We start from the raw sequence: 18679 nt of genomic DNA on the forward strand, positions 1-18679 counted from the left end.
GCGGACGGTACCAGGAAACATGTACACGGCTCGTATAGTGGCGCACATCGGCGGCCGGCGCGGACCTCGGCTAGCGCGTCCCCGTGCCGCCGCAGTCGCGGCAGGTCACCGGCCGCCCGCCGCGCCTGCGGCCCTTCTCGTCATGGTCGTCGACGTAGACCTGTCCGGTGCCACCGCATGGTCCGCAGGGCCGCCGAGCGTCGTGGTTCATGTGCCGTCTCCTTTCGCCGCGCCCGGACGACCGCCGGCCGGGCGGAGTATCGCGAGGTACATGTCCTGGTCGCCGGTTGTGGCGCAGCCTTCGACCAGGGTGGTGTGGCAGGGCCGCAACCCTGCGGACCGGAACAGGTCCACCAGGTCTGCGGGCCGGGCGTAGTGGCATTCGGCGATACCCCCGCTCTCCAGGCAGCGGGTGCGCGGGTCGAATCGCGAGCCGGAGGGGATGCGGCGGGGCTCCCCGCACATGGTCATCACCACCATCGCGCCGTCGGGTGCCAGCGCCGACCGGGCCAGCCGCACGGCCCGCAGGCGCTCGGCCGCCCCTGTCACGTAGTGCAGCGCCAGGCTGTCCACCACCAGGGCGAACCGTCCGGCGAGCGCCGGCATCGGGGTGGTGATGTCGTGCACGTGAAAGGTCGCCTCAGCGCCGCTGGCGCGGGCGCGGCGGCGGGCGTGCGCGACCGCCACCGCGGAGATGTCCAGCCCCGTCACGCGGTACCCGCGCTCGGTCAGCGGGAAAGTGATCGTTCCGGTGCCGCAGCCCAGCTCCAGGAGGTCTCCGCGGGTGATGCCGGTCCTCGGCAGCAGCTCGTCGAGGATGCCGAGAACCTCCCGGGCCGTGGGCTCGTCGCTCCAGTCCATCCGGGCGGCGGCGAACCTGGCGAGGTAGCGGGAGTCGAACCGCCGGGCGGAGACGCTCGGGGAGGTCACGCCGCCCCTCCGGGGTCGCCGACGGCGATTCGCCACAGCCGCGGGCAGTCCGGGTGCTCGATCGGTTCCGGCCATCGCCCGGGCACCGGTGGGCAGGGCCTGAGGGCGGGGTTGCGCCACCTGGCGGCCTCAGGGCTCGTCGTCGTGGCCCGATCGTCCCAGCCGAGGTGCTCGGACAGGGAATGCGGCGGCCGCAGGCACAGGGCCCCGTGCAGCAGGTGGTGGTACCACCAGCCGACCGCCCACAGATTGCGCGGACCGGCCTCGGCGGCCATCTTCGGCATGTCGCTGCCGTACCGTTCGAGGTCGATGCCGCTGGCCGCGCAGTCCCGCATGATCTCCGCGGCCGGCCGGTCGGCTCCGGTCCAGGCCCGCCGCCACGTTCCCCACACCCAGCACTCGCCCTTGCCGTCGAAGTACGGCGCGGCGACGCGGGGGGTGATCATCGGGTGGGTCCACCCGGTGACGCTGAAGACCCGCTCGTCGTCGGCGTAGTGGCGCAGCGCCGCGCTGAGATACGCGTACGTGCCCGGCTGGCAGACCAGGTCGTCCTCGAGGAAGATCGCGGATTCGTGACCGCTGAGGACCTGACTGACACCCGCCCGGACCGACTTCCCCAGGCCCAGGTTGCGCTCGCGCTCGACGACCTCCACCGGGCACCAGTCCACCCCGCGCAGGACCTGCCGTACCGCTCGTACACCCGCCGCGTCCCGGTGGTCCCGCGGCCCGTCGCTGAACGCGATGAGCCGCGGGATCCGCTCGGCGCGCAGCGCCAGCAGGGTCTGCGACAGCAGGTCGGGCCGCCGGAAGGCGAAGACGACGACGGGGATCATGCGCCCGGTCCCAGGCCGGTCCGCCGCTCCAGGTGGCGCAGCAGCACGTCCACAGTGGCCTTCTTGTGCACCTGGCAGGTACGGGTCTCGGCGACGTCGAAGCGCCCGTGCTCGAAGAACTTGTTGGACGGCGACCCGCCGCCGCAGAACCTCCAGTACTGGCAGGTCTGCCGGCACAGCTGCACGCCGGTGGCGATCTCGTCGCTGACCCGCTGGAACACCGGGTTGGACAGCATCTCGTCGATCCGGTCGACGAGCACGTTGCCCATCGTGATGCCCGAGGTGACCAGCTCAGGGCAGAAGGTCGTCACATCTCCCCGGCGGTCGATGTTGATGATCCGCATCGGCATGTTGGTGTTGTTGACCGGCTCCTCGCCGCCGAAGGCCAGGGCGGCCAGATTCGTCCAGATCTCACGGATCTTCACCGCGCCGTGATGGTGGGCGGCCCGGTCCAGCAGCCGCTCCAGGAACCTCTCGTAGCGCTGCGTCGAGGCCTGCGGTCCGAACGACGAGGTGGTGTTGCCGCCCTCGACCTCGTCGATGTTGAAACCGATGTCGTCGATGCCCGCCTCGACGAAGAAGTCGTAGTACTGCTCGGGGTAGTCCATCGTGAAGTCGGTCAGCACCGAGATCGCACCGAACCCGATGCCCGCCTGCTGCAGCAGGCGGACACCGCGCATGACGTCGGCGTGCGTACCCCGGCCCTTGCGGTCGACCCGCACCCTGTCGTGGATGAAGGCCGGTCCGTCGATGCTGACCCCGACCTTGACCCGGTGCCGCCGGATGAGCTCCACCCACGCCTCGTTCACCAGGGTCGCGTTGGTCTGGAAGCCGTGGCTGATGCTGCGTCCGTGCTGCTGGGCAACCTCGGCGGCGGTCGCGAAGGCCTCCTCGTAGAAGCGGGGCGGGACCGACAGCGGCTCGCCGAGGTGCCAGAGGAACACCACCGGATCCTGGACTAGCTCACTGGACAGCACGCGCTCGAAAGCCGCCCGCTGCACCTGCGGAGACATCCGGTTACTGCTGCCCCGCTCGGTGAGGTAGCAGTAGGAGCAGTCGATGTTGCAGAACGTCGTGGGTTGCAGGACTACCAGGGTCCGGTAACGAAGGCGCTGCGGCCCGGACTGCTCAGCCATCTGTCTCCTCAGCCTTCTGCCGTCAGGCGCCGGTCACCAGGACTGGGGCCACTGGTTGAACTGCGACCAGTCCGAGAAGTCGGCCGCGACCGACTCCCCGGCCTCGGCCACGTCACGCGGCAGGAACTCGGTGATGAGCCCGCGCCCGGCGGGCCCTTCGATCAGCGCCGTACGGAGTCTGCCGACCCGCTCGGGCGTGGCTGTCGCGACTGACATGTGCTCCTCCATCCTCTGGACGGCTGACTCCCAGCCGTCGCTGTCGTTGCCCGCTCCGGCATCCCGCCACTCGGTCGGCCTGGCCGGCCGCAGTAGACTGCACGGCACACCCTTTGCTGGAGAGGTGACAGGCGTATGGCGCCGAACCACGGTGTTCCGCGGTCAAGGCCACAGCTCCCGGAGGGCGCTGCCCCCGCGCTCGGCTCCCCGGGCCCCGTCACGCGAGCAGTCCACCAGGACGCACCCGGTTCGCCGGCCGGTGGCGAACCGCAGCGAAGGTTTTCCGCACCGGACCGTCGCGAGCTCCGCTTTCGACGGCGGGCCGCCCGTCGCGCGGCGAAACCCGGCGAACACGTGCCGGCGGGGCGATGAGCCGAACCCGGCGCGGTGACGCCGACCTGCCCCCTGGACCGGCCAGGGAACTGGTCGCGCTGTACCAGTCGCTCCGCGGCCGCAGGCCGCTGAGCATCGGCCAGATCGCGCTCCGGAGCGAGCTGGCGCCGGGGCACGTCAGCGAGGTGCTGCGCGGATGGAAGGCACCCAGCCCGAACGCCGCCGAACTGATCGCGCGGGCGCTGGGGGCCGACCCGGCGACCATGCTCAAGGCCCGCAGCCTGGCCGAAGCCCTCAGTGAACTCAACCGGCACCTGCGCGCCAAGGGCCGCGGCGGGTCGCCGGGCGGGCGGCTGGACGTCCCGCCACCCCCGAGCCACTTCTCTAGCCGGGCGGCCGAAGCCGACCGGATCGTGGCCGCGATCGACGCCTCGGCGGACCCGCACCGGGCGGTCGTCATCCAGCTCTACGGGCAGGCGGGGGCGGGCAAGACGGCACTGGCGTGCCACGTCGCGCACCGCATCCACGCCAGGTACCCCGACGGCTGCCTGTTCGTCGACGTCGGTGCCATGGACGACACGTCACAGGTCTACGCACGGCTGCTGACGCGGCTCGGTGTGGACGCGGGCTCGATTCCCGCGGACCCGGCCGAGGCTCGCGCGCTCTACCTGTCCACCGTCCGCAGGCGGTCGGTTCTCGTCGTCGTCGACGACGTCGCCAGCGCGGAGCAGGTCACCGCGCTGGTGCCCGCTTCACCGACGTGCGCGGTCATCGCCACGAGCAGGCAGCACCTCGACGCCCTCGACGACTGCTGCGCGATCCACCTCGGCGCGCTGACCCAGGCCGAGTCGGTGGCCCTGCTGGCGGCGATGACACAGCAGGCCGGTGCGATCCCCGGCCCGGATCTCTCCCGTCTCGCCGCGGCGTGCGGCGGCATCCCCGGGGCGCTGCGCATGGTCGCCGCCGAGCTGCGCAAGTCCGGACAGGACCGCGCCGATCCGCCCGCCCCGCCGCCGGCCGGGCCGCACCGCGGCAGGTCCGGCAGCAGCACCCCGCCGACCCTCGCGCGCTCCGGTCGGGAGGCCGGCCCCCGCGGCCCCATCACCGACAGCTCCCGATACGAGTACCGGCTGAGGACCACCGCCTCGGGCGGCTGGCGGGTCGTGGGCATCGTCACCGGCGACATCCGGCGGATCCGCAACATCGACATCTGGGTCAACCCGGAGAACACCGACATGCGGATGGCGCGGTTCGAGGAGTACACGATCTCGGCGATCGTCCGTTACGAGGGCGCCCGCAGGGACGCCGCCGGGCGGGTCGTGGAGGACATCATCGCCGAGGACCTCTCCCACCGGGTCGCGGGCGACGTGCCCGTCGCGGCCGGCACCGCGGTAAGCACGGGATCCGGGCAGCTCGCGGAGTCGCACAACGTAAGCGCCATCATCCACGTCGCCGCGGTCCAGGGCGAACCCGGCGCCGGATACCGGCAGGTCCGCGAGGTGGGGCGGTGCGTGACCAGTGCGCTCGCCGAGGTGGAGCGGGTCGCCGACGACCGGCGCCCGGTGAGCGTCCTGTTTCCCATGCTCGGCACCGGCCAGGGCGGCGGCGACGTCGACCGGACCGCGGCCGTGCTGGTCGGCGCGGCCACCGACTACCTGACCGAGGCCGCCGCGACGCGGGTGTCCGCGGTGTGGTTCCTCGCCCACACCTACGACGAACTCGCGGCGTTCCGCGACGTCATCGGGGGCGATCCGCGGTTCACGGCCGAGGCGACCTGATGAGCGGCAGGATGACGGTGACCAGCGTCGAAGTGGTCGGGATCATGCCGGTGCGCTCGCCGGAGTCGCGACAGCACTCCTTCGACCCGGCCGGTTTCCTGCGCGACAACGCCATCGGCGCCGTACGCGACGGTGACGCCGCCGCGCTGGGCGGCCTTGCCGCGGCCCTCGGCCAGTCCGTCCGCAACCTGCTGGAGGGCAGGAACCCGGACGTCGACCTGCCCCTGGCCGCGAGGTTCCTCTGCGACTTCGACGTTCTCGCCGCGCGGTTGGCCTCCGCCGCCGGTGACCCCGACGCTGTCCTGGCGGATCTGGACGGCGCTGCCCGCTGCCTGGCCGACGTGGACGGCGCCGCCGCAGCGCAGCTGCGGCTGCTCGCCCGCGCGCTCCGGCGCTCCTCGGCCGTGCTGCGCCTGGCCCCGGACCAGCTGCCCGAGCAGCTGCTGACCCGGCTGCGCGGCCAGGACGGGCCGCTACTGGCCAGGCTCCTCGGCAAGGCCGCGGCGTACAAGTCCGGCTGCTGGTTCAGGCCGCTGCACGTGACCGCCCGGCACTGGCAGCAGACCGTGCGGTACCTGCGCGGAAACGCCACCGCCGCGTGCTTCGCACCGTCCGGCCGGCTGCTGGTCGTCGACAACCAGCGGTGGCTGGAGTGCCTCGACCTGTCGGGCGGCGAACCGTCGCTGCTGTTCCGGACCGGCGACGGGGAGCCCACCGGGCTTGCCTTCGACGGCACGTACGCCGCGATCGCGACCCGGGACGGCCCGGTCGAGGTCGTCGATCTCATCCGCGGACGGCGGGATCCGCTGGTGCCCGTGGGCGGCGGGCGGGCGACCCTGGCCGTCGCCTTCGTCCGGCCGGGGTGCCTGGTGTCGGCCGGGACGGACGGCCGCGTCCGGTTGTGGGACGTCGCCGCCGGAGTGCAGACCGGCCAGTTCGACGCCGGCGACGTCAGCGTGCACGCCCTGCTCCCGATCGGGCCGGACAAGCTGCTGCTGGGCACCAGCCCGGATCCGGCCAGCCGGTGCGCCCTGCAGCTCTGGGACCTGCCGCACCTGCGCCAGGAGAAGCTGTTCGCCGAGCATGACTGGCCGGTCACCGCGCTCGACCTCGCCGCCGGGGCGGACCTCGTCGTCGCCGCCGCCAACGACGCCCTGTCCGCCTGGCGACTGCCCGACCTGACCAGCGCCTGGCGGGTGGTACGCGAGCACGTGACGTTCCACTCGCTCGTGTGCCTGCCTGAGGGACTCCTGGTCGGCGACAGCAGCGGATCGCTGCGGTTGTTCGCGCCCGACGACGGCGCGGAAGTCAGGCGCCTGCCGCCGCACGGCGGTCTCGTGCCCGCCATGGCCGTCGACACCGACCGTCGGCGGCTCGTCACCGTCTCCTACGACCAGACCGTCCGCTTGTGGGACGTGGCCGCCCTGGCGGAGCCTGACCCGTTCCACCACCAGCAGCAGGTGACCGCTCTGGCCGTCACGCCGGACGGCAGCCGGCTGATCAGCGGCAGCAAGGACGGCCGCCTGCTGCTCTGGGACGCGCGCACCGCCTCCCCGCGCGCCGAGCTCGGGCGGCACGGGCACTGGGTGAGCGAGGTCGTGGCGCTGGCCGGCGACCGGGCCGTCTCGGTCGGCTGGGACGGCGTGCTGCGGGTATGGGACCTGCACCGCCCAGGCGGGACCGCGACGGATACGGGCGATGCGCATGTCACCCACCTGGCCTGTACCAGCGACGGCAGCCTGGCCGTCACCGCGAGCACCGACGGGGCGATCCGGGTATGGGACCTCGCCGACGCGCGCCGGCTCGACATGGTCACCGGTCCGCCGGACGACCGGGTGGTGGCCGTCGCGGTCGACGGCAGCCTCGTCCGCTGGTTGACCGCGGCGGGGCGGCTGTTCCGGTGGCCGCGGGGGAGTGCGCCCATCGGCTCCGACATCCTGCCCGAGCCGGGCCGCGTCACCGCGTGCCACCTGGGCGCACCCGGCGGCACGCCCGTCGTCGGGCTGGCCGACGGCCGGGTCGTCAGCCTCGGGGCGGACGGCACCGCGGTGACCCTCGGCGCGGGCGTCGGCTGCGGTCCGACCGCGATCGTGCGCACTCCCGACGAGGAGTTGCTGGTGGCCACGTACGGCGTGCCGCATCTGGCCTCCGACCACACGGCGCGGCTGTGGCGCGGCCGCGACCGACGGCAGCCCGCCGTCCTGGTCGGGGACCTGCCCTGGACCGCCGCCGCGATCGCCCCGGACCGCCGACATGTGTACCTGGGCGACGGGTCCGGTGCGGTACACGTGGTGGAACCGGTCCCGCCGGCACTTAGCCGCCCAGGTCCAGGCCCAGACTGGCGATGAGCCTGTGGCCGACCATGGACCTGACCTCGCCCAGGTCCACCCCGGCCGCTCTGACCGTGTCGTGCTGCAGCAGGAAGTCGCAGAAGCCCTGATGGTAGAACCCGTACGTCACGGCGCCCCGGTGCGGCGTGAGCTCGAGGAACTGGGCCCAGTCCGCCAGCAGCCGCACGACCTCGAGTTCGGTCACCCGCAGCACTCCGGCCAGCAGTGAAGCCGGCACCGGTTCCCGGATCGCGGCCAGCGCGTAGACGGTGTGCAGGCTCAGCACCGCGTCGCCGCCCTTGGCCAGCATGCGGTCCAGGTGGCGTTCGTAGTACTGGTTCAGGCCCGTGGGGAGGGCACGCAGGTCCTCGGGGCCCATGCGGCCGTCCTCGAGGTCGCGGAACACGTACACGAGGTACATGAAGTTGAGCTCGCTGCGTTCGATGAGCGAGAAGACCACCTGCTCGCGGTCGTGCACCTGGGCGAGCCGGGCCGCCAGCTCCGGTCTGCTCAGCGAGTTGCGGATGAACTTCTCCACGTCCCCGCGGCTCTCGTCGGAGCGGTTCATCAGGTCGACGACGGTCGAGGCGCCGTCGATCTGCAGCGGCGCGGTCCGCAGCCGCCTGCTGAGGAGCAGGTACAGGCCGGCCGGCAGCACCGTCGGCAGGAAGAGCGTGTTGGTGCCGGGGCGGCCCGGGGCGGCCTCGTCCAGGGCGTCGACGACGATGACGAGCTTGTCGTCGGGGTCCAGCCGGGCCGCGGTCTCCTCCAGCAGGGTGCTGAGGTACCGCCCGTCGGCGTCGTCACCGTCGGCGGGAGCGGGCAGCCGCACCCGGTAGCGTTCGGAGAGCTGCGCGTGCAGGCTGTGCAGGAACGTCGACGTGCTGTCGAGGTGGGCCGCGATGTTGAAGTGCGCGGGCCATCCGTTGCGTAGGACCTCCTCCGCCAGCAGCGAGGTCTTGCCCACGCCCGGCAGCCCCTCGACGATCAGGTGGCCGCTCGGATGCCGGTCCAGGAACGACCTGAACTCGGCGAACGCGGACTCCCGGCCTACGAAACCGGCTGTCTTCTGCCGGAGGTAGGCCAGCTGCGGGGTGCTGCCTGGTGGCCTGGGCTGACCGGACCCGCCGCCCGGCGTCTCGGTGGAGCCGGGCGCGGACCGCGGCGCGGTCGCCTGGCCGTCGGACTCCGTCGCGGCGCGGGCCAGCAGCGCGGCGGCGAAGGCGGCGGCGGAGTCCGCGGCGTGGCGCTGCCACCCGGCTCGGTCGGCCTCGGACTTGTTGCCGTCGGCCCGGTCGCTGATCCCGCGCACCACCAGGGCCGCGACATCGTTGAGGTGTGCGGCCTGGGCGATCCCGGCGTCCTCCATGTCGATCGCGGCGGCGTCGTTGTTGTGCAACCGCAGCTGGGCGAAGAGTGCCGAGGTCCGGCTGTCGAGCACCACCTCGCCCGCCGCGATCGGTCGGAAGTGGACCCGCGACTCGGCCGACGTGTCCTGGCCCGCGCCGCGCCAGCCGTCGTGCAGATCGACGGACCGGGCCAGCTCCTCCAGCCGGTACGGCGCCGGCCAGGTCTGCGGCCGGGCGAGGAAGTCCTCCGCCGCGGTGCCGCCCTGGTAGGCGTCGACGCGGGTGGCCACCACTATGTCGCCGAGCCGCAGGTCGTCGTGCAGCGCACCGGCCACTCCGACGCACAGCACCAGGTCGGGACGGACCAGTCCGATGATCCGCTCGGTGATCACGCCGGCCCTGACATTGCCTCGCCCCACCTGCACCAGGCCGACCTCGCAGTCGGCATCTGTCAGCCGACCCACCTCATACCGCATCCCGGTAGGGTGTTCGTGCTGCTGGAGGTCGGTGAGGTGGGCGCGCACGGCCTGGTACTCCACGGGGAGCGCGCACAGCACCAGCGCCCGAGGGTGCCGTTGCACAACGGCCGAGGTCTGGCTGGTTGGGTGGGTTCGGCCGCGCGTCACGTCTCTCCCGGGCAGGGGTAACCAGGCACGATCATCAGCGACCCCGGAACGCCGCGTCGTGATGCGGCGCGGTGGCAGTCCGCCGTCGCCTATCCTACCCAGGCACGCCGTCGGGTTGTCGACCACTTTGGAGCGTCGCGTTCCTGCCGTCGGGAATGCCCGGGCGGCTGATGCGCGGGCGGATCAGCGGAAGCCGTCGCGCAGGCGCCGGAAGAATCCGCCCTCCATCGGCAGCGGCGCGGCGGGCGGGGGAGCCTGGCTCCGCTGCCGGGCCACGGGCTGGTCGTAGTCGGTCCGCGCGATGGCGTCGACCACCTGCTGCTCGGTGAAGTCCTCCGAACCCGGAATGTGCGGGACGAACCCGACGAGCATGCCGTCGCGCAGCACCTGCGCCTCCAGCCCGGCGGTGCCGTCGGTGTCCCACAGGGCCTCGCGCCCGTCGGGCAGCGCGATCCGTATTCCTGCCTTGCGGTCGCCGCCGGCCAGGGACAGATGGGCGGGAACACCGCGGTCGCGCAGCACGTCGACCACGCGCCGGGCACGCTTCTCATCCATGCGCCCACGGTAGCCAGCGAGACTGGACGCGAGCTGGGAATTTGCCGGCGGCGCGCCGGTCGGTGGCGTCCTGACGACTGGACCGGCCGTTGTGGCATCGATGATCGTGACTTAGATTCGTATGACGAGATGGCGGATCTGCGAATACGGGTGCTCGGCCCGGTCCGAGCCTGGCGTGACGGCGAGCCGCTCGACGTCGGGCCGACCGGTCAGCGGGCGCTGCTCGCCCTGCTGGCGCTCGCCCCCGGCCGACTGCTGAGCCACGACGAGCTCACCGGCAGCCTGTGGCCCGGACGGCGGCCGCCCCCGGCCGCCGCCAACATCATCCAGACGTACGTGGCGCGCCTGCGCCGCCTGCTGGAGCCCGGTCGGCCACCGCGCGCCGCGAGCGCCGTCCTGCCCCGGACCGGCGACGGCTACCTGCTGAGCCTGCCGCGGGCGGCCGTCGACGTGCTCCGGTTCCGCGACCACGTCGCGGCGGCGGCGACGGCGCACCGGCACGGCCGCGGCGACCGCGCCGTCGAGGCGTTGGCGCAGGCGCTGCGGCTCTGGCACGGCCCGGTGGCGGCCGACGTGCCGCTGCTCGCCGACCATCCGCTGGCCGCGGCGACGGCCGAGGAGCGGCAGCAGGCGCTGGCCCGGTACGGCGAGCTGCTGGCCGCGACGGGCCGCGCGGCCGAGGCCCTGTCCCCCTTGGCGGAGGCGGCGGCCCTGCAGCCGCTCAACGAGGTGTGGCAGGCGCGCCTGATCCTGGCGTACCAGGCGGTCGGCAGGCGCGGCCAGGCCTTCGAGACCTATCACGAGGTGCGCCGCCGCCTGGCCGAGGAGCTCGGCGTCGACCCCGGCGAGGAGCTGGCCGCCGCGCACGCGGCCCTGCTGCGCGCCGACGCCGCCGTCGACGTGCCGAGCCAGCTGCCGGCCGACAGCCCCGTGTTCACCGGCCGCGCCGACGAACTGGCCCGCCTCGATCTGCTGCTGGCCGGGCCTGCCGCCAGCGCCGCGGTGGTCGTGGTGTCGGGCCCGCCGGGCGTCGGCAAGACCGCCCTGGCGGTGCACTGGGCCCGGCGGATCGCGCCCCGGTTCCCCGACGGGCAGCTCCACCTCAACCTGCGCGGATTCCACCCGGACGGCGACGCGACGCAGCCCAGCGACGCCGTACGCAGCACGCTGGAGACCCTCGGCGTCACCGCGCCGCGTATGCCGGAGACGATCGACGCCCAGGTCGCGATGTACCGCAGCCGCCTGGCCGGCCGACGCATGCTGATCATGCTGGACAACGCCCGGGACGCCGAGCAGGTCCGGCCGCTGCTGCCCGGCGCACCCGGCTGCCTGGTCCTCATCACCTCCCGCCACCAGCTCACCGGCCTGGTCGCGGCCGAGGGCGCCCATCCGGTACCGCTGCGGCCGCTCGCGCCGACCGACGCCAGGCGCCTGCTGACCCGCCGGATCGGCGCGGCCCGGATCGCGGCGGAGCCCGCCGCGGCCGCCGAGCTGATCGACCGCTGCGCCGGGCTGCCGCTCGCGCTGGTCGTCATCGCCGCCCGGGCGGCCCTGAGCCCGGACCTCCCGCTGCGCGTCCTGGCCGGACGCCTGCGCCGCGGCGACCGGTGCCTGGACGCGCTCGCCACCGGAGATCCGTCCACCGACCTCAGGAGCGTGTTCTCCTGGTCCTACCGGGCGCTGCGGCCCGCCACCGCACGACTGTTCCGGCTGCTCGGACTGCATGTCGGGCCGGAGATCTCGGCCGCCGCCGCGGCCAGCCTCACCGGCCGGACCCGCCCCGAGGCCGCCCGGCTGCTCACCGACCTCGTCCAGGCCGGCCTGGCCACCGAGCCCGTCGCGGGCCGCTACCTGCTCCACGACCTGGTCCGGTCGTACGCGGTCGAGCTGGCCGTGCACGCGGTCCCGGCGCGCACCGCCCGCGCGGCCACCATGCGGATCCTCGACCACTACCTGCACTCGGCGTACCGGGCCGGGCAGCTGGCCCATCCGGCACCGGACGACCGGTTCACGCCCGAGGAGCACGGCAGCGCAGTGGTGCCGGAGCTGGCGACCGGGGCCGAGGACGCGCTGGCCTGGCTGGTCGCGGAGCGGGCCGTGCTGGTCGCCGCGGTGGAGTGGGCGGCGGCGCGGGCGCCCCGGCACGGCTGGCAGCTCGCGCGGTCGCTGGCGACGTTCCTGGACCGGTGCGGCCGGTGGGAGGACCTCGCGGCGGTCCAGCGCGCCGCCGTCGACGCGGCCCGCCGCGACGGCGACGCCGCCGCCCAGGCCGCCGCGCACCGCTGGCTGGCCCGCGCCTGCACCAGGCTGCGCCGGGTCGACGACGCACACCGCGAGCTGCTGCGCGCCGGTGAGCTGTACCGCGCGACGGGCGACCCGGCCGGGCTGTGCCGGATCCACCTGGACTTGGCGCTGCTGCGGGAACGGCAGGCCCGCTACCGCGACGCCCTGGCGCACGCGGGCCAAGGGCTGGCGCTGTTCCGCGCCGCCGGCGACGCCCAGGGCACGGCCCGGGCCCTCAACGCGGTCGGGTGGTACCACGCGCTGCTGGGCGACCATGCGGCGGCGCTGGAGCACTGCGAGGCGGCGCTCGTACACCTGGAAGGCCTGGACGACCGCGCGACGACGGCCTCGACGCTGGACAGCATCGGCTTCGCCCACCACCACCTCGGCCGGCCCGCGCAGGCCGTCGGCGTGTTCCGGCGGGCCGCCGAGCTTTACCGCGAACTCGGCGACGGCCACCTGGAGGCGTTCGTGCTGACGCACCTGGGCGACGCCTACGCGGCGGTCGGCCGCACCGAGGCGGCGCACGAGGTATGGCGGCAGGCCCTGGACGCCCTCGAACGCTTCGACCCGCCGGAGGCCGACCGGGTCCGTACGCGGCTGGGACGCCTGCCGGCCGACCGCGCGGGCTGAGTCGTCACCAGCGGTTCTGCGGCGATCCAGTCGCCGTCCAGTCGTGTCCGGCACGATCGGCACTCGACGAGCACCGCCGCGCGGGACGAGTGTCCCGGCCGGGCCGCGGCTGCGCAGTCGCCAGGACATCACAGAGGAGATTCGATGCGATCCATCCTGAGGCGCTGGGCGACGAGGTCGTCGCTGCTCGCCCTCGCCGCGGCCGCACTGGTGCTGCCGTCCGCCGCGCCCGCCCAGGCGGCCTGGGGCACCACGCTGCCGCTGACGCTGCAGATCCGCCACTACTGGCCGGTCGGCGGCAGTGTGCAGATCGGCTGGGTCGAGGGCACCGTCCAGTTCGACGACGGCGGGAGCGCGCTGCGCTACTCGCTCACCTTCTGCCGCCAGTCGAGCTACATCCTGCCGTACATGACGATCAACGTGAACTCGTACTGGGCGGGCGGCAAGAAGTACGCCACGTACGTCACCACCGTCTACCCGAACTACACGACCACGTCCTCGTCGCAGCCCTGCTACTCCTCGACCGGGACGGCCGCCGGCGAGTTCACCTCCGCCGACTTCAGCAACGTCGAGTTCATCGCCTACGGCAGCACGTTCGCCGGGCAGAGTCACGTGGTGGAGAGTCAGGACCGGATCTACACCAACCCCTACTGAGCGGCGCGGATGCCGGGGCGGGGCCGCGTGGCGCCCGCCCCGGCGCCGTGTCAGCCGGCGGTGCAGGCCGCCGCGGTGGGTACGGTCGTGTCGCCGCTCGGCCGGGACGCCTGGAAGCCCCAGGTGGTGCCCGCACCGGCCGGGACGGCCGCGTTCTGGCCGGCGACCCCGCGTGCGGTCACGGTCTGGCCGCTGACGGTCACGGTGGCGTTCCACGAGCCGGTGAGGGTGTGCCCGGCGGGCAGCGTGAACGTCACCGTCCAGCCGCTGATCCCGGTGGTGCCGGTGTTGGTCACCGTGTTGGGCTGCATGACGTACCCACCGCTCCATCCGGTCTGGAGGGTGAGCGCGGCCGCGCAGCTACCGCCGCCGGAGGCGGTGGTGACGGTGACGGCGGGGGAGAAGGCCGAGAGGTTGCCCACGGCGTCCCGGGCTCGGACCTGGTACCGGTAGGTGGTCGCCGCGGTCAGCCCGGTGTTGGTGAAGGACGTCGTGGCCGAGGTGCCGACCGAGGTGAAGGTTCCGCCCGACGCCCCGGGTGCCCGGTAGACGTCGTAGCCGGTGACGCCGATGTTGTCGGTGGCCGCGGCCCAGGTCAGGGTGGTGGCGGTGGCGCTGGTCCCGGACGCGGTGGGCGTGCCCGGCGTGGTGGGCGCCTGGGTGTCCGGCGGCGGGCAGGGCGGCGGCACCGCGTTGACGGCGGCGGTGAGGGCCGAGGTGTTGCCCGCCGCGTCGCGGGCCCGGACCGCGTACTGGGCCAGGCCGTTCAGGGTGCCGGTGAACGACGTCGCGGTGGTGGTGCCCACCAGGGCGAACGTGGAGCCGTTGGTCGAGCGGAAGACGTCGTAGCCGGTGACGGCGACGTTGTCGGTGGCGGCAGCCCAGTTGAGGGTGACCGCGAGGCTGCAGTTCACGCTCGCGCTGAGTCCGGTCGGCACGCTGGGCGGGGTGGTGTCGGCCGGTGTCGTGCCGCCCAGCAGCTGGATCAGCGCGGGGTACCAGCGGTCGGACATCTTCTGGAAGCCGGAATCGTCGGGGTGTACGCCGTCGCTGGTGTCGACGGCGGTGTCGAAGCCGGAGAACTGGTCCACGACCGTGACCGGCGACTGCGCGGTGGACTTGCCCGCCGCCCACGCCGGGATGGCGGCGTTGAGCGCCGACACGCCCGCGGGGCACCAGGAGCACCCGCTCGGGGTCATCGGGATGATCTGCGCCACCAGCACCTTGATGCCGGGGTTGTCGGCGCGCATCTGGTCGACGAGCTTGCCGTACGCGGTGAGGATCGTCGCGGTGGGCAGGTTGCTCCAGATGTCGTTGGTGCCCAGGTGCATCAGGACGACGTCCGGGTGGGTGGCGGCCAGCCAGCCCGGCAGCTGGTTCTGGTCGGCGATGCCGGTCGCCTTGAAGCCGCCGTGCCCTTCGTTGTCGCCGTCCCAGCCGTTCAGGCCGCAGCCGCCGCCGGGCAGCGTGCCGACGAAGTCGACGCTGGTGAACCCGTTGCGCTGCAGGCGGTCCCAGAGCACGGCGCGCCAGCAGCCCGGCCCGCCGGTGATGGAGTCGCCCAGCGGCATGACGCGGACCGGTGCCGCGGCGTGGGCGGCGGGCGGCCCGGCGATCGCGATGGCGGCGACGGCGGCCAGCGCGCAGAGGGCGGACAGGATGCGGCGGCCGCGTGCGGTGCGACCGGTGGTGCGGGGAGCGGGTGCCGGCGGCGGTCCGTGCAGGGCCGACCGGAGCGGATGGTGCCGGGACATGGGCGTGCCTCCGGGGGTGGGAGTTTTGAGAGCTTCGATGGAAGCGCTCCCACCATGCGACGCCACGGCACCCAAGTCAAGCGGAGCCCGCCAGCCGGACCGGTCCAGGACCTCCGGCTGGCGGGCTACCGGCTACCGGGACTGCGACGCAGTTCGGCGCGCAGTTGCAGGAACCGGAAGAGCCCGGGTCGGCCGGCGATCGGCTCGTACCGGTCGACGACGGCGTCCACGAAGGCGGGACCGTCCGCCGCCGGCAGCCGCGACGTCCAGTCCGAGAACCCGACCGTGCACCACTGCGCGAACTGCTCCCGCGAGCCGAAGTCCCATTCGCGGTCGGCGACCGACTGCGCGGTCACCTCCAGACCCGCGCTGCCCACGATCTTGGCCAGATCGTCGGGGTCGATGTGCACGTACGGCTGGGCCAGGTCGGCGAAGGCCGCCGCCCAGCGCGGATCGCGCGTCACGTCCATCGCGACCCGCTCGACGCTGCGCCGGGGACCGTGGCAGACGAACTGCACCAGCGCGCGCCCGCTCGGTTTGAGCGCCGCCGCGATGGCGCGGTAGGCGGTCTCCTGGTCGGGCACCCAGTGCAGCGCGTTGAACGAGACGACGAGGTCGAACTCCGGCCCGAACGTCATGGTGGTGACGTCACCGAACTGGAACGACACGTTCGCCGGGCCGCCGTCGGCGGCGTGCGCCGCGTCGATCATCCGCGGCGAGGCGTCCACGCCGAGCACGGATCCGTCCGGTACCCGGGCGGCGAGCTGCCGGGTCACGTACCCGTCGCCGCAGCCGACGTCGAGGACGCGCTCACTGCCGGCGACCGCCACGGACTCCAGCGAGGCCGTCGCCATCGCCCGCTGCAGCCCGCTGATGTGTACGTATCCAGCACCGTCCCAGTCGGCCATGCGATCCCCCGAAAGCGTCAGAACATCCCCCTGAAATACGCATATGGGATTCTTCCGGCTGGAGGCGCGGAAAGTCGACCGACCGCACTTCTGGAGTGGTTCAAGACGGTTGCGGGCGGTACGTCAGCGCGCGGGCGCGCAGTTGGCGCTGACCCGCAGCACCGAGTACTCGCGGTCGTCGGTGGTGATGCCCGAGGCCACGCCGTCGAAGACGGTCTCCGTCTTCTGGAAGCCGCGGCGCTGCTCGTAGTGCAGGTGCGGGGCGCCGGAGTCGCCGGTGCTGCCCACCTTGCCGATCTGCTCACCCTGCCGCACCCGCTGGCCGACCCGGACCAGCGGCGGCTCCAGCAGGTGCAGGTATGCCGTCTCCCAGCGCCCGCCGTGATCGATCTTCACCCAGTAACCGCCGCCGCTGCCGCGCGGGCCCTGCGGGTTCTGCGGCGTACGCCCGCCGAGGCTGCCGTTGACGCCCGCCGCGACGACCTCGCCGTCGTAGGACGCCAGCACCGGCCGCCCCCACGCCGTCCTGCCCTCCATCGGGAACAGGTCGACGTCGTTGTCGCCGTGCCCGGGATAGGTGCCGAGCTGCCACTTCTCCCCGCACGCGACCGGCAGCTGGAACGGCGGCCGCGGCCCGGCGGGCCAGAACCACATGACGGCGGCGGTCCCCGCCAGCACGGCCAGTGCCACACCGGTCCCCAGCAGCACCCGTGCCCGCCGCCTGGCTCGGCGGCGGGCACGGGTGGCCTGGTAGACGGTCATGACCTCAGATGATGGCAGACCGCGGCAAGCCGTCGAGGGCTCGGCCGACCGTCGGCCGGGTCCGACCGGTCAGGGTGTCGTCAGCGCGAACTGCCGCACCGTGACGGAGCCGCCCAGGGCCTGGGTGGCGTAGTTGAAGATGCCGAACCGGTAGCCCATGAAGAACTGCCAGGCGTTGTTGAGGGTGAAGGCGGAGCCCAGCGAGGTGAAGTTGACGCCGTCGGTGCTGTAGGAGAAGCGGGCCTGGCGTCCGCTGCCGGGCCGGATGTCGGCGTTGGCCCGCAGCCAGAGCCGACCGCCGGAGACCGCGGCGGAGGCGACCTCGGTGCCGGTGCCGGTGGTGTTCCAGCTGCCGTCCATGGTGAGGCCGTTGGTCATCACGACCCTGGTGGTGCCGTTGTCGCGCTTGACGCCGATCCAGGCCGAGGAGTCGCGCAGCATGGCCAGCCCGCTGCGGTCGCCGTCGCGCATGGTCGAGTAGTCGAGTTCGATCGTGGCGGTGGAGGTCGGGCCCTGGATGCGGTGGGTCAGGGTGTTGCGGGCGTTGTAGAGGTCGCTGGTGACGGTCGCCGTCTGCAGCCGCAGGCCGTTGTTGACGCTGTACCTGCTGGTGTCGGGGTTGTGGTTCCACTCCCACTGCGGTCCGAGGGCGGTGCCGGCGAAGGTGTCGGTGCCGATCATCGGTTTGACGGTGCGGGTGGTCAGCGGCTTGGGGTAGCTGGTGCCCCAGGCGCCGTTGACGAGCTGGAGCTGCGGCCAGCCGTCGGCGGTCCAGGTGACCGGGGCGAGCACCGGGATGCGCCCGCCGGGGAAGGCGTCGACGAAGGCCATGTAGTACCAGGCGCCGTTCTGGGTCTGCACCAGGCCGCCCTGGTGCGGGACCCCGCCGCCGGAGACCGGGCCGGGCAGGTTGAGCAGCAGCTGCTGCATCGTGTACGGGCCGAACGGGTTGGACGACTTGAGCACGTACTGGCCGTTGGCGGGGCGGGTCAGGAAGATGTAGTAGCTGCCGTTGCGCTTGTAGAAGCGCGCCCCCTCCAGCGTGCCGACGCTGGACGGGGTGGTGAACACCTGCTGGGTGCGGACCTGGCTGAGCCCGTCGGCCGACAGCTGCGCGACGCTGATGTTGCTGTTGCCGTACGCGACGTACATGGTGTCGTTGTCGTCCACGAGCAGACCGGCGTCGTAGTAGCAGTTGTTGATCGTGGAACGCTTGCTCCACGGGCCTTCGACGGTGCTCGCCGTGTACACGTAGGTCTTGTTGAACTCCATGCAGCCGATCCAGTAGAACGTGCTGTTGGCGGGCCGGTAGTTCAGGGTCGAGGCCCAGATGCCCTTGACGTAGGCGCGTCCGCCGCTGAGGTTGTACGCGCTGGAGTGGTCGAGGGTGGGCACCGAGTGCCCGGCGAACTCCCAGTTGACCAGGTCGTAGGAGCGCAGGATCGGCGCACCGGGGGAGTAGTGCATGGTGGAGGCGGAGTAGTAGTAGGCGTCGCCGACCCGGATGATGTCGATGTCGGCGAAGTCCTGCCACAGCACCGGGTTGGTGTACGCGCCGCCGGGCTGCGGAGACGAGGACGCGGACGGGCTGGGCGTGCT

15 protein-coding genes are annotated in these 18679 nt (G+C 73.1%); 4 read left to right on the forward strand and 11 right to left on the reverse strand.

The genetic code is table 11. The annotated features are described in order from the left end of the window. Positions 1 to 70: 70 nt before the first annotated feature. Genes QEZ54_RS30965 through QEZ54_RS30985 form a run of 5 tightly spaced genes read right to left on the reverse strand, consistent with a single transcriptional unit; the run spans position 71 to position 3115 of the window. A complete protein-coding gene (locus QEZ54_RS30965; RefSeq protein WP_281308289.1) occupies positions 71 to 211 on the reverse strand; it encodes a hypothetical protein in 141 nt (46 codons plus the stop codon). After that, on the reverse strand, positions 208 to 930 hold the full coding sequence (locus QEZ54_RS30970) for a class I SAM-dependent methyltransferase (RefSeq protein ID WP_281308290.1): 723 nt from the start codon (positions 928 to 930) through the stop codon (positions 208 to 210). The genes QEZ54_RS30965 and QEZ54_RS30970 overlap by 4 nt, the downstream gene beginning before the upstream one ends. Beyond that, the gene (locus tag QEZ54_RS30975; protein ID WP_281308291.1) at positions 927 to 1763 is read right to left on the reverse strand and encodes a glycosyltransferase; all 837 of its coding nucleotides are present in this window, start codon (positions 1761 to 1763) and stop codon (positions 927 to 929) included. The genes QEZ54_RS30970 and QEZ54_RS30975 overlap by 4 nt, the downstream gene beginning before the upstream one ends. Next, positions 1760 to 2899 carry a cyclophane-forming radical SAM/SPASM peptide maturase GrrM/OscB gene (grrM, locus tag QEZ54_RS30980; protein ID WP_281308292.1) on the reverse strand — a complete coding sequence of 380 codons (1140 nt, stop codon included), beginning with the start codon at positions 2897 to 2899 and terminating at the stop codon, positions 1760 to 1762. Before grrM ends, QEZ54_RS30975 begins: the two co-directional genes overlap by 4 nt. Positions 2900 to 2932: 33 nt before the next feature. Continuing rightward, positions 2933 to 3115 carry a hypothetical protein gene (locus QEZ54_RS30985; RefSeq protein WP_281308293.1) on the reverse strand — a complete coding sequence of 61 codons (183 nt, stop codon included), beginning with the start codon at positions 3113 to 3115 and terminating at the stop codon, positions 2933 to 2935. Between the two features lie 368 nt (positions 3116 to 3483). Here QEZ54_RS30985 and QEZ54_RS30990 point away from each other — a divergent pair, with 368 nt between their 5' ends. Together QEZ54_RS30990 and QEZ54_RS30995 are read left to right on the forward strand one after the other, a co-directional pair. Next, positions 3484 to 5226 carry an NB-ARC domain-containing protein gene (locus QEZ54_RS30990; RefSeq protein WP_281308294.1) on the forward strand — a complete coding sequence of 581 codons (1743 nt, stop codon included), beginning with the start codon at positions 3484 to 3486 and terminating at the stop codon, positions 5224 to 5226. Next, positions 5226 to 7574 carry a hypothetical protein gene (locus tag QEZ54_RS30995; protein WP_281308295.1) on the forward strand — a complete coding sequence of 783 codons (2349 nt, stop codon included), beginning with the start codon at positions 5226 to 5228 and terminating at the stop codon, positions 7572 to 7574. Before QEZ54_RS30990 ends, QEZ54_RS30995 begins: the two co-directional genes overlap by 1 nt. Here QEZ54_RS30995 and QEZ54_RS31000 read toward each other — a convergent pair. Then, complete coding sequence (locus QEZ54_RS31000) at positions 7540 to 9657, reverse strand: AAA family ATPase (protein WP_348650593.1); 2118 nt, start codon at positions 9655 to 9657, stop codon at positions 7540 to 7542. The genes QEZ54_RS30995 and QEZ54_RS31000 overlap by 35 nt on opposite strands. A 57-nt stretch (positions 9658 to 9714) precedes the next feature. After that, positions 9715 to 10086 carry a hypothetical protein gene (locus QEZ54_RS31005; RefSeq protein WP_281308296.1) on the reverse strand — a complete coding sequence of 124 codons (372 nt, stop codon included), beginning with the start codon at positions 10084 to 10086 and terminating at the stop codon, positions 9715 to 9717. Positions 10087 to 10215: 129 nt separating this feature from the next. On the opposite strand from QEZ54_RS31005, the gene QEZ54_RS31010 reads away from it, so the two are divergent. Continuing rightward, positions 10216 to 13002, forward strand: a complete 2787-nt coding sequence (locus QEZ54_RS31010; RefSeq protein WP_281308297.1) for a BTAD domain-containing putative transcriptional regulator — start codon at positions 10216 to 10218, stop codon at positions 13000 to 13002. A 144-nt stretch (positions 13003 to 13146) separates the two neighbouring features. Continuing rightward, the gene (locus QEZ54_RS31015; protein WP_281308298.1) at positions 13147 to 13656 is read left to right on the forward strand and encodes a hypothetical protein; all 510 of its coding nucleotides are present in this window, start codon (positions 13147 to 13149) and stop codon (positions 13654 to 13656) included. 50 nt (positions 13657 to 13706) lie between these two features. Here QEZ54_RS31015 and QEZ54_RS31020 read toward each other — a convergent pair whose 3' ends face one another. The 4 genes from QEZ54_RS31020 to QEZ54_RS31035 all read right to left on the reverse strand — a co-directional run. Continuing rightward, entirely contained in the window at positions 13707 to 15410 is a 1704-nt protein-coding gene (locus QEZ54_RS31020; RefSeq protein ID WP_281308299.1) for a GDSL-type esterase/lipase family protein, read from the reverse strand. A gap of 125 nt (positions 15411 to 15535) precedes the next feature. Next, the gene (locus QEZ54_RS31025; protein ID WP_281308300.1) at positions 15536 to 16318 is read right to left on the reverse strand and encodes a class I SAM-dependent methyltransferase; all 783 of its coding nucleotides are present in this window, start codon (positions 16316 to 16318) and stop codon (positions 15536 to 15538) included. A gap of 123 nt (positions 16319 to 16441) precedes the next feature. Next, positions 16442 to 17080, reverse strand: a complete 639-nt coding sequence (locus QEZ54_RS31030) for a M23 family metallopeptidase (RefSeq protein ID WP_281308301.1) — start codon at positions 17078 to 17080, stop codon at positions 16442 to 16444. Between the two features lie 69 nt (positions 17081 to 17149). Then, positions 17150 to 18679 (reverse strand): glycoside hydrolase 43 family protein (locus tag QEZ54_RS31035; protein WP_281308302.1); only part of this gene is annotated, 1530 nt, incomplete at its 5' end.

The organism is Catellatospora sp. KI3 (assembly GCF_029948125.1).
GTDB lineage: Bacteria > Actinomycetota > Actinomycetes > Mycobacteriales > Micromonosporaceae > Catellatospora.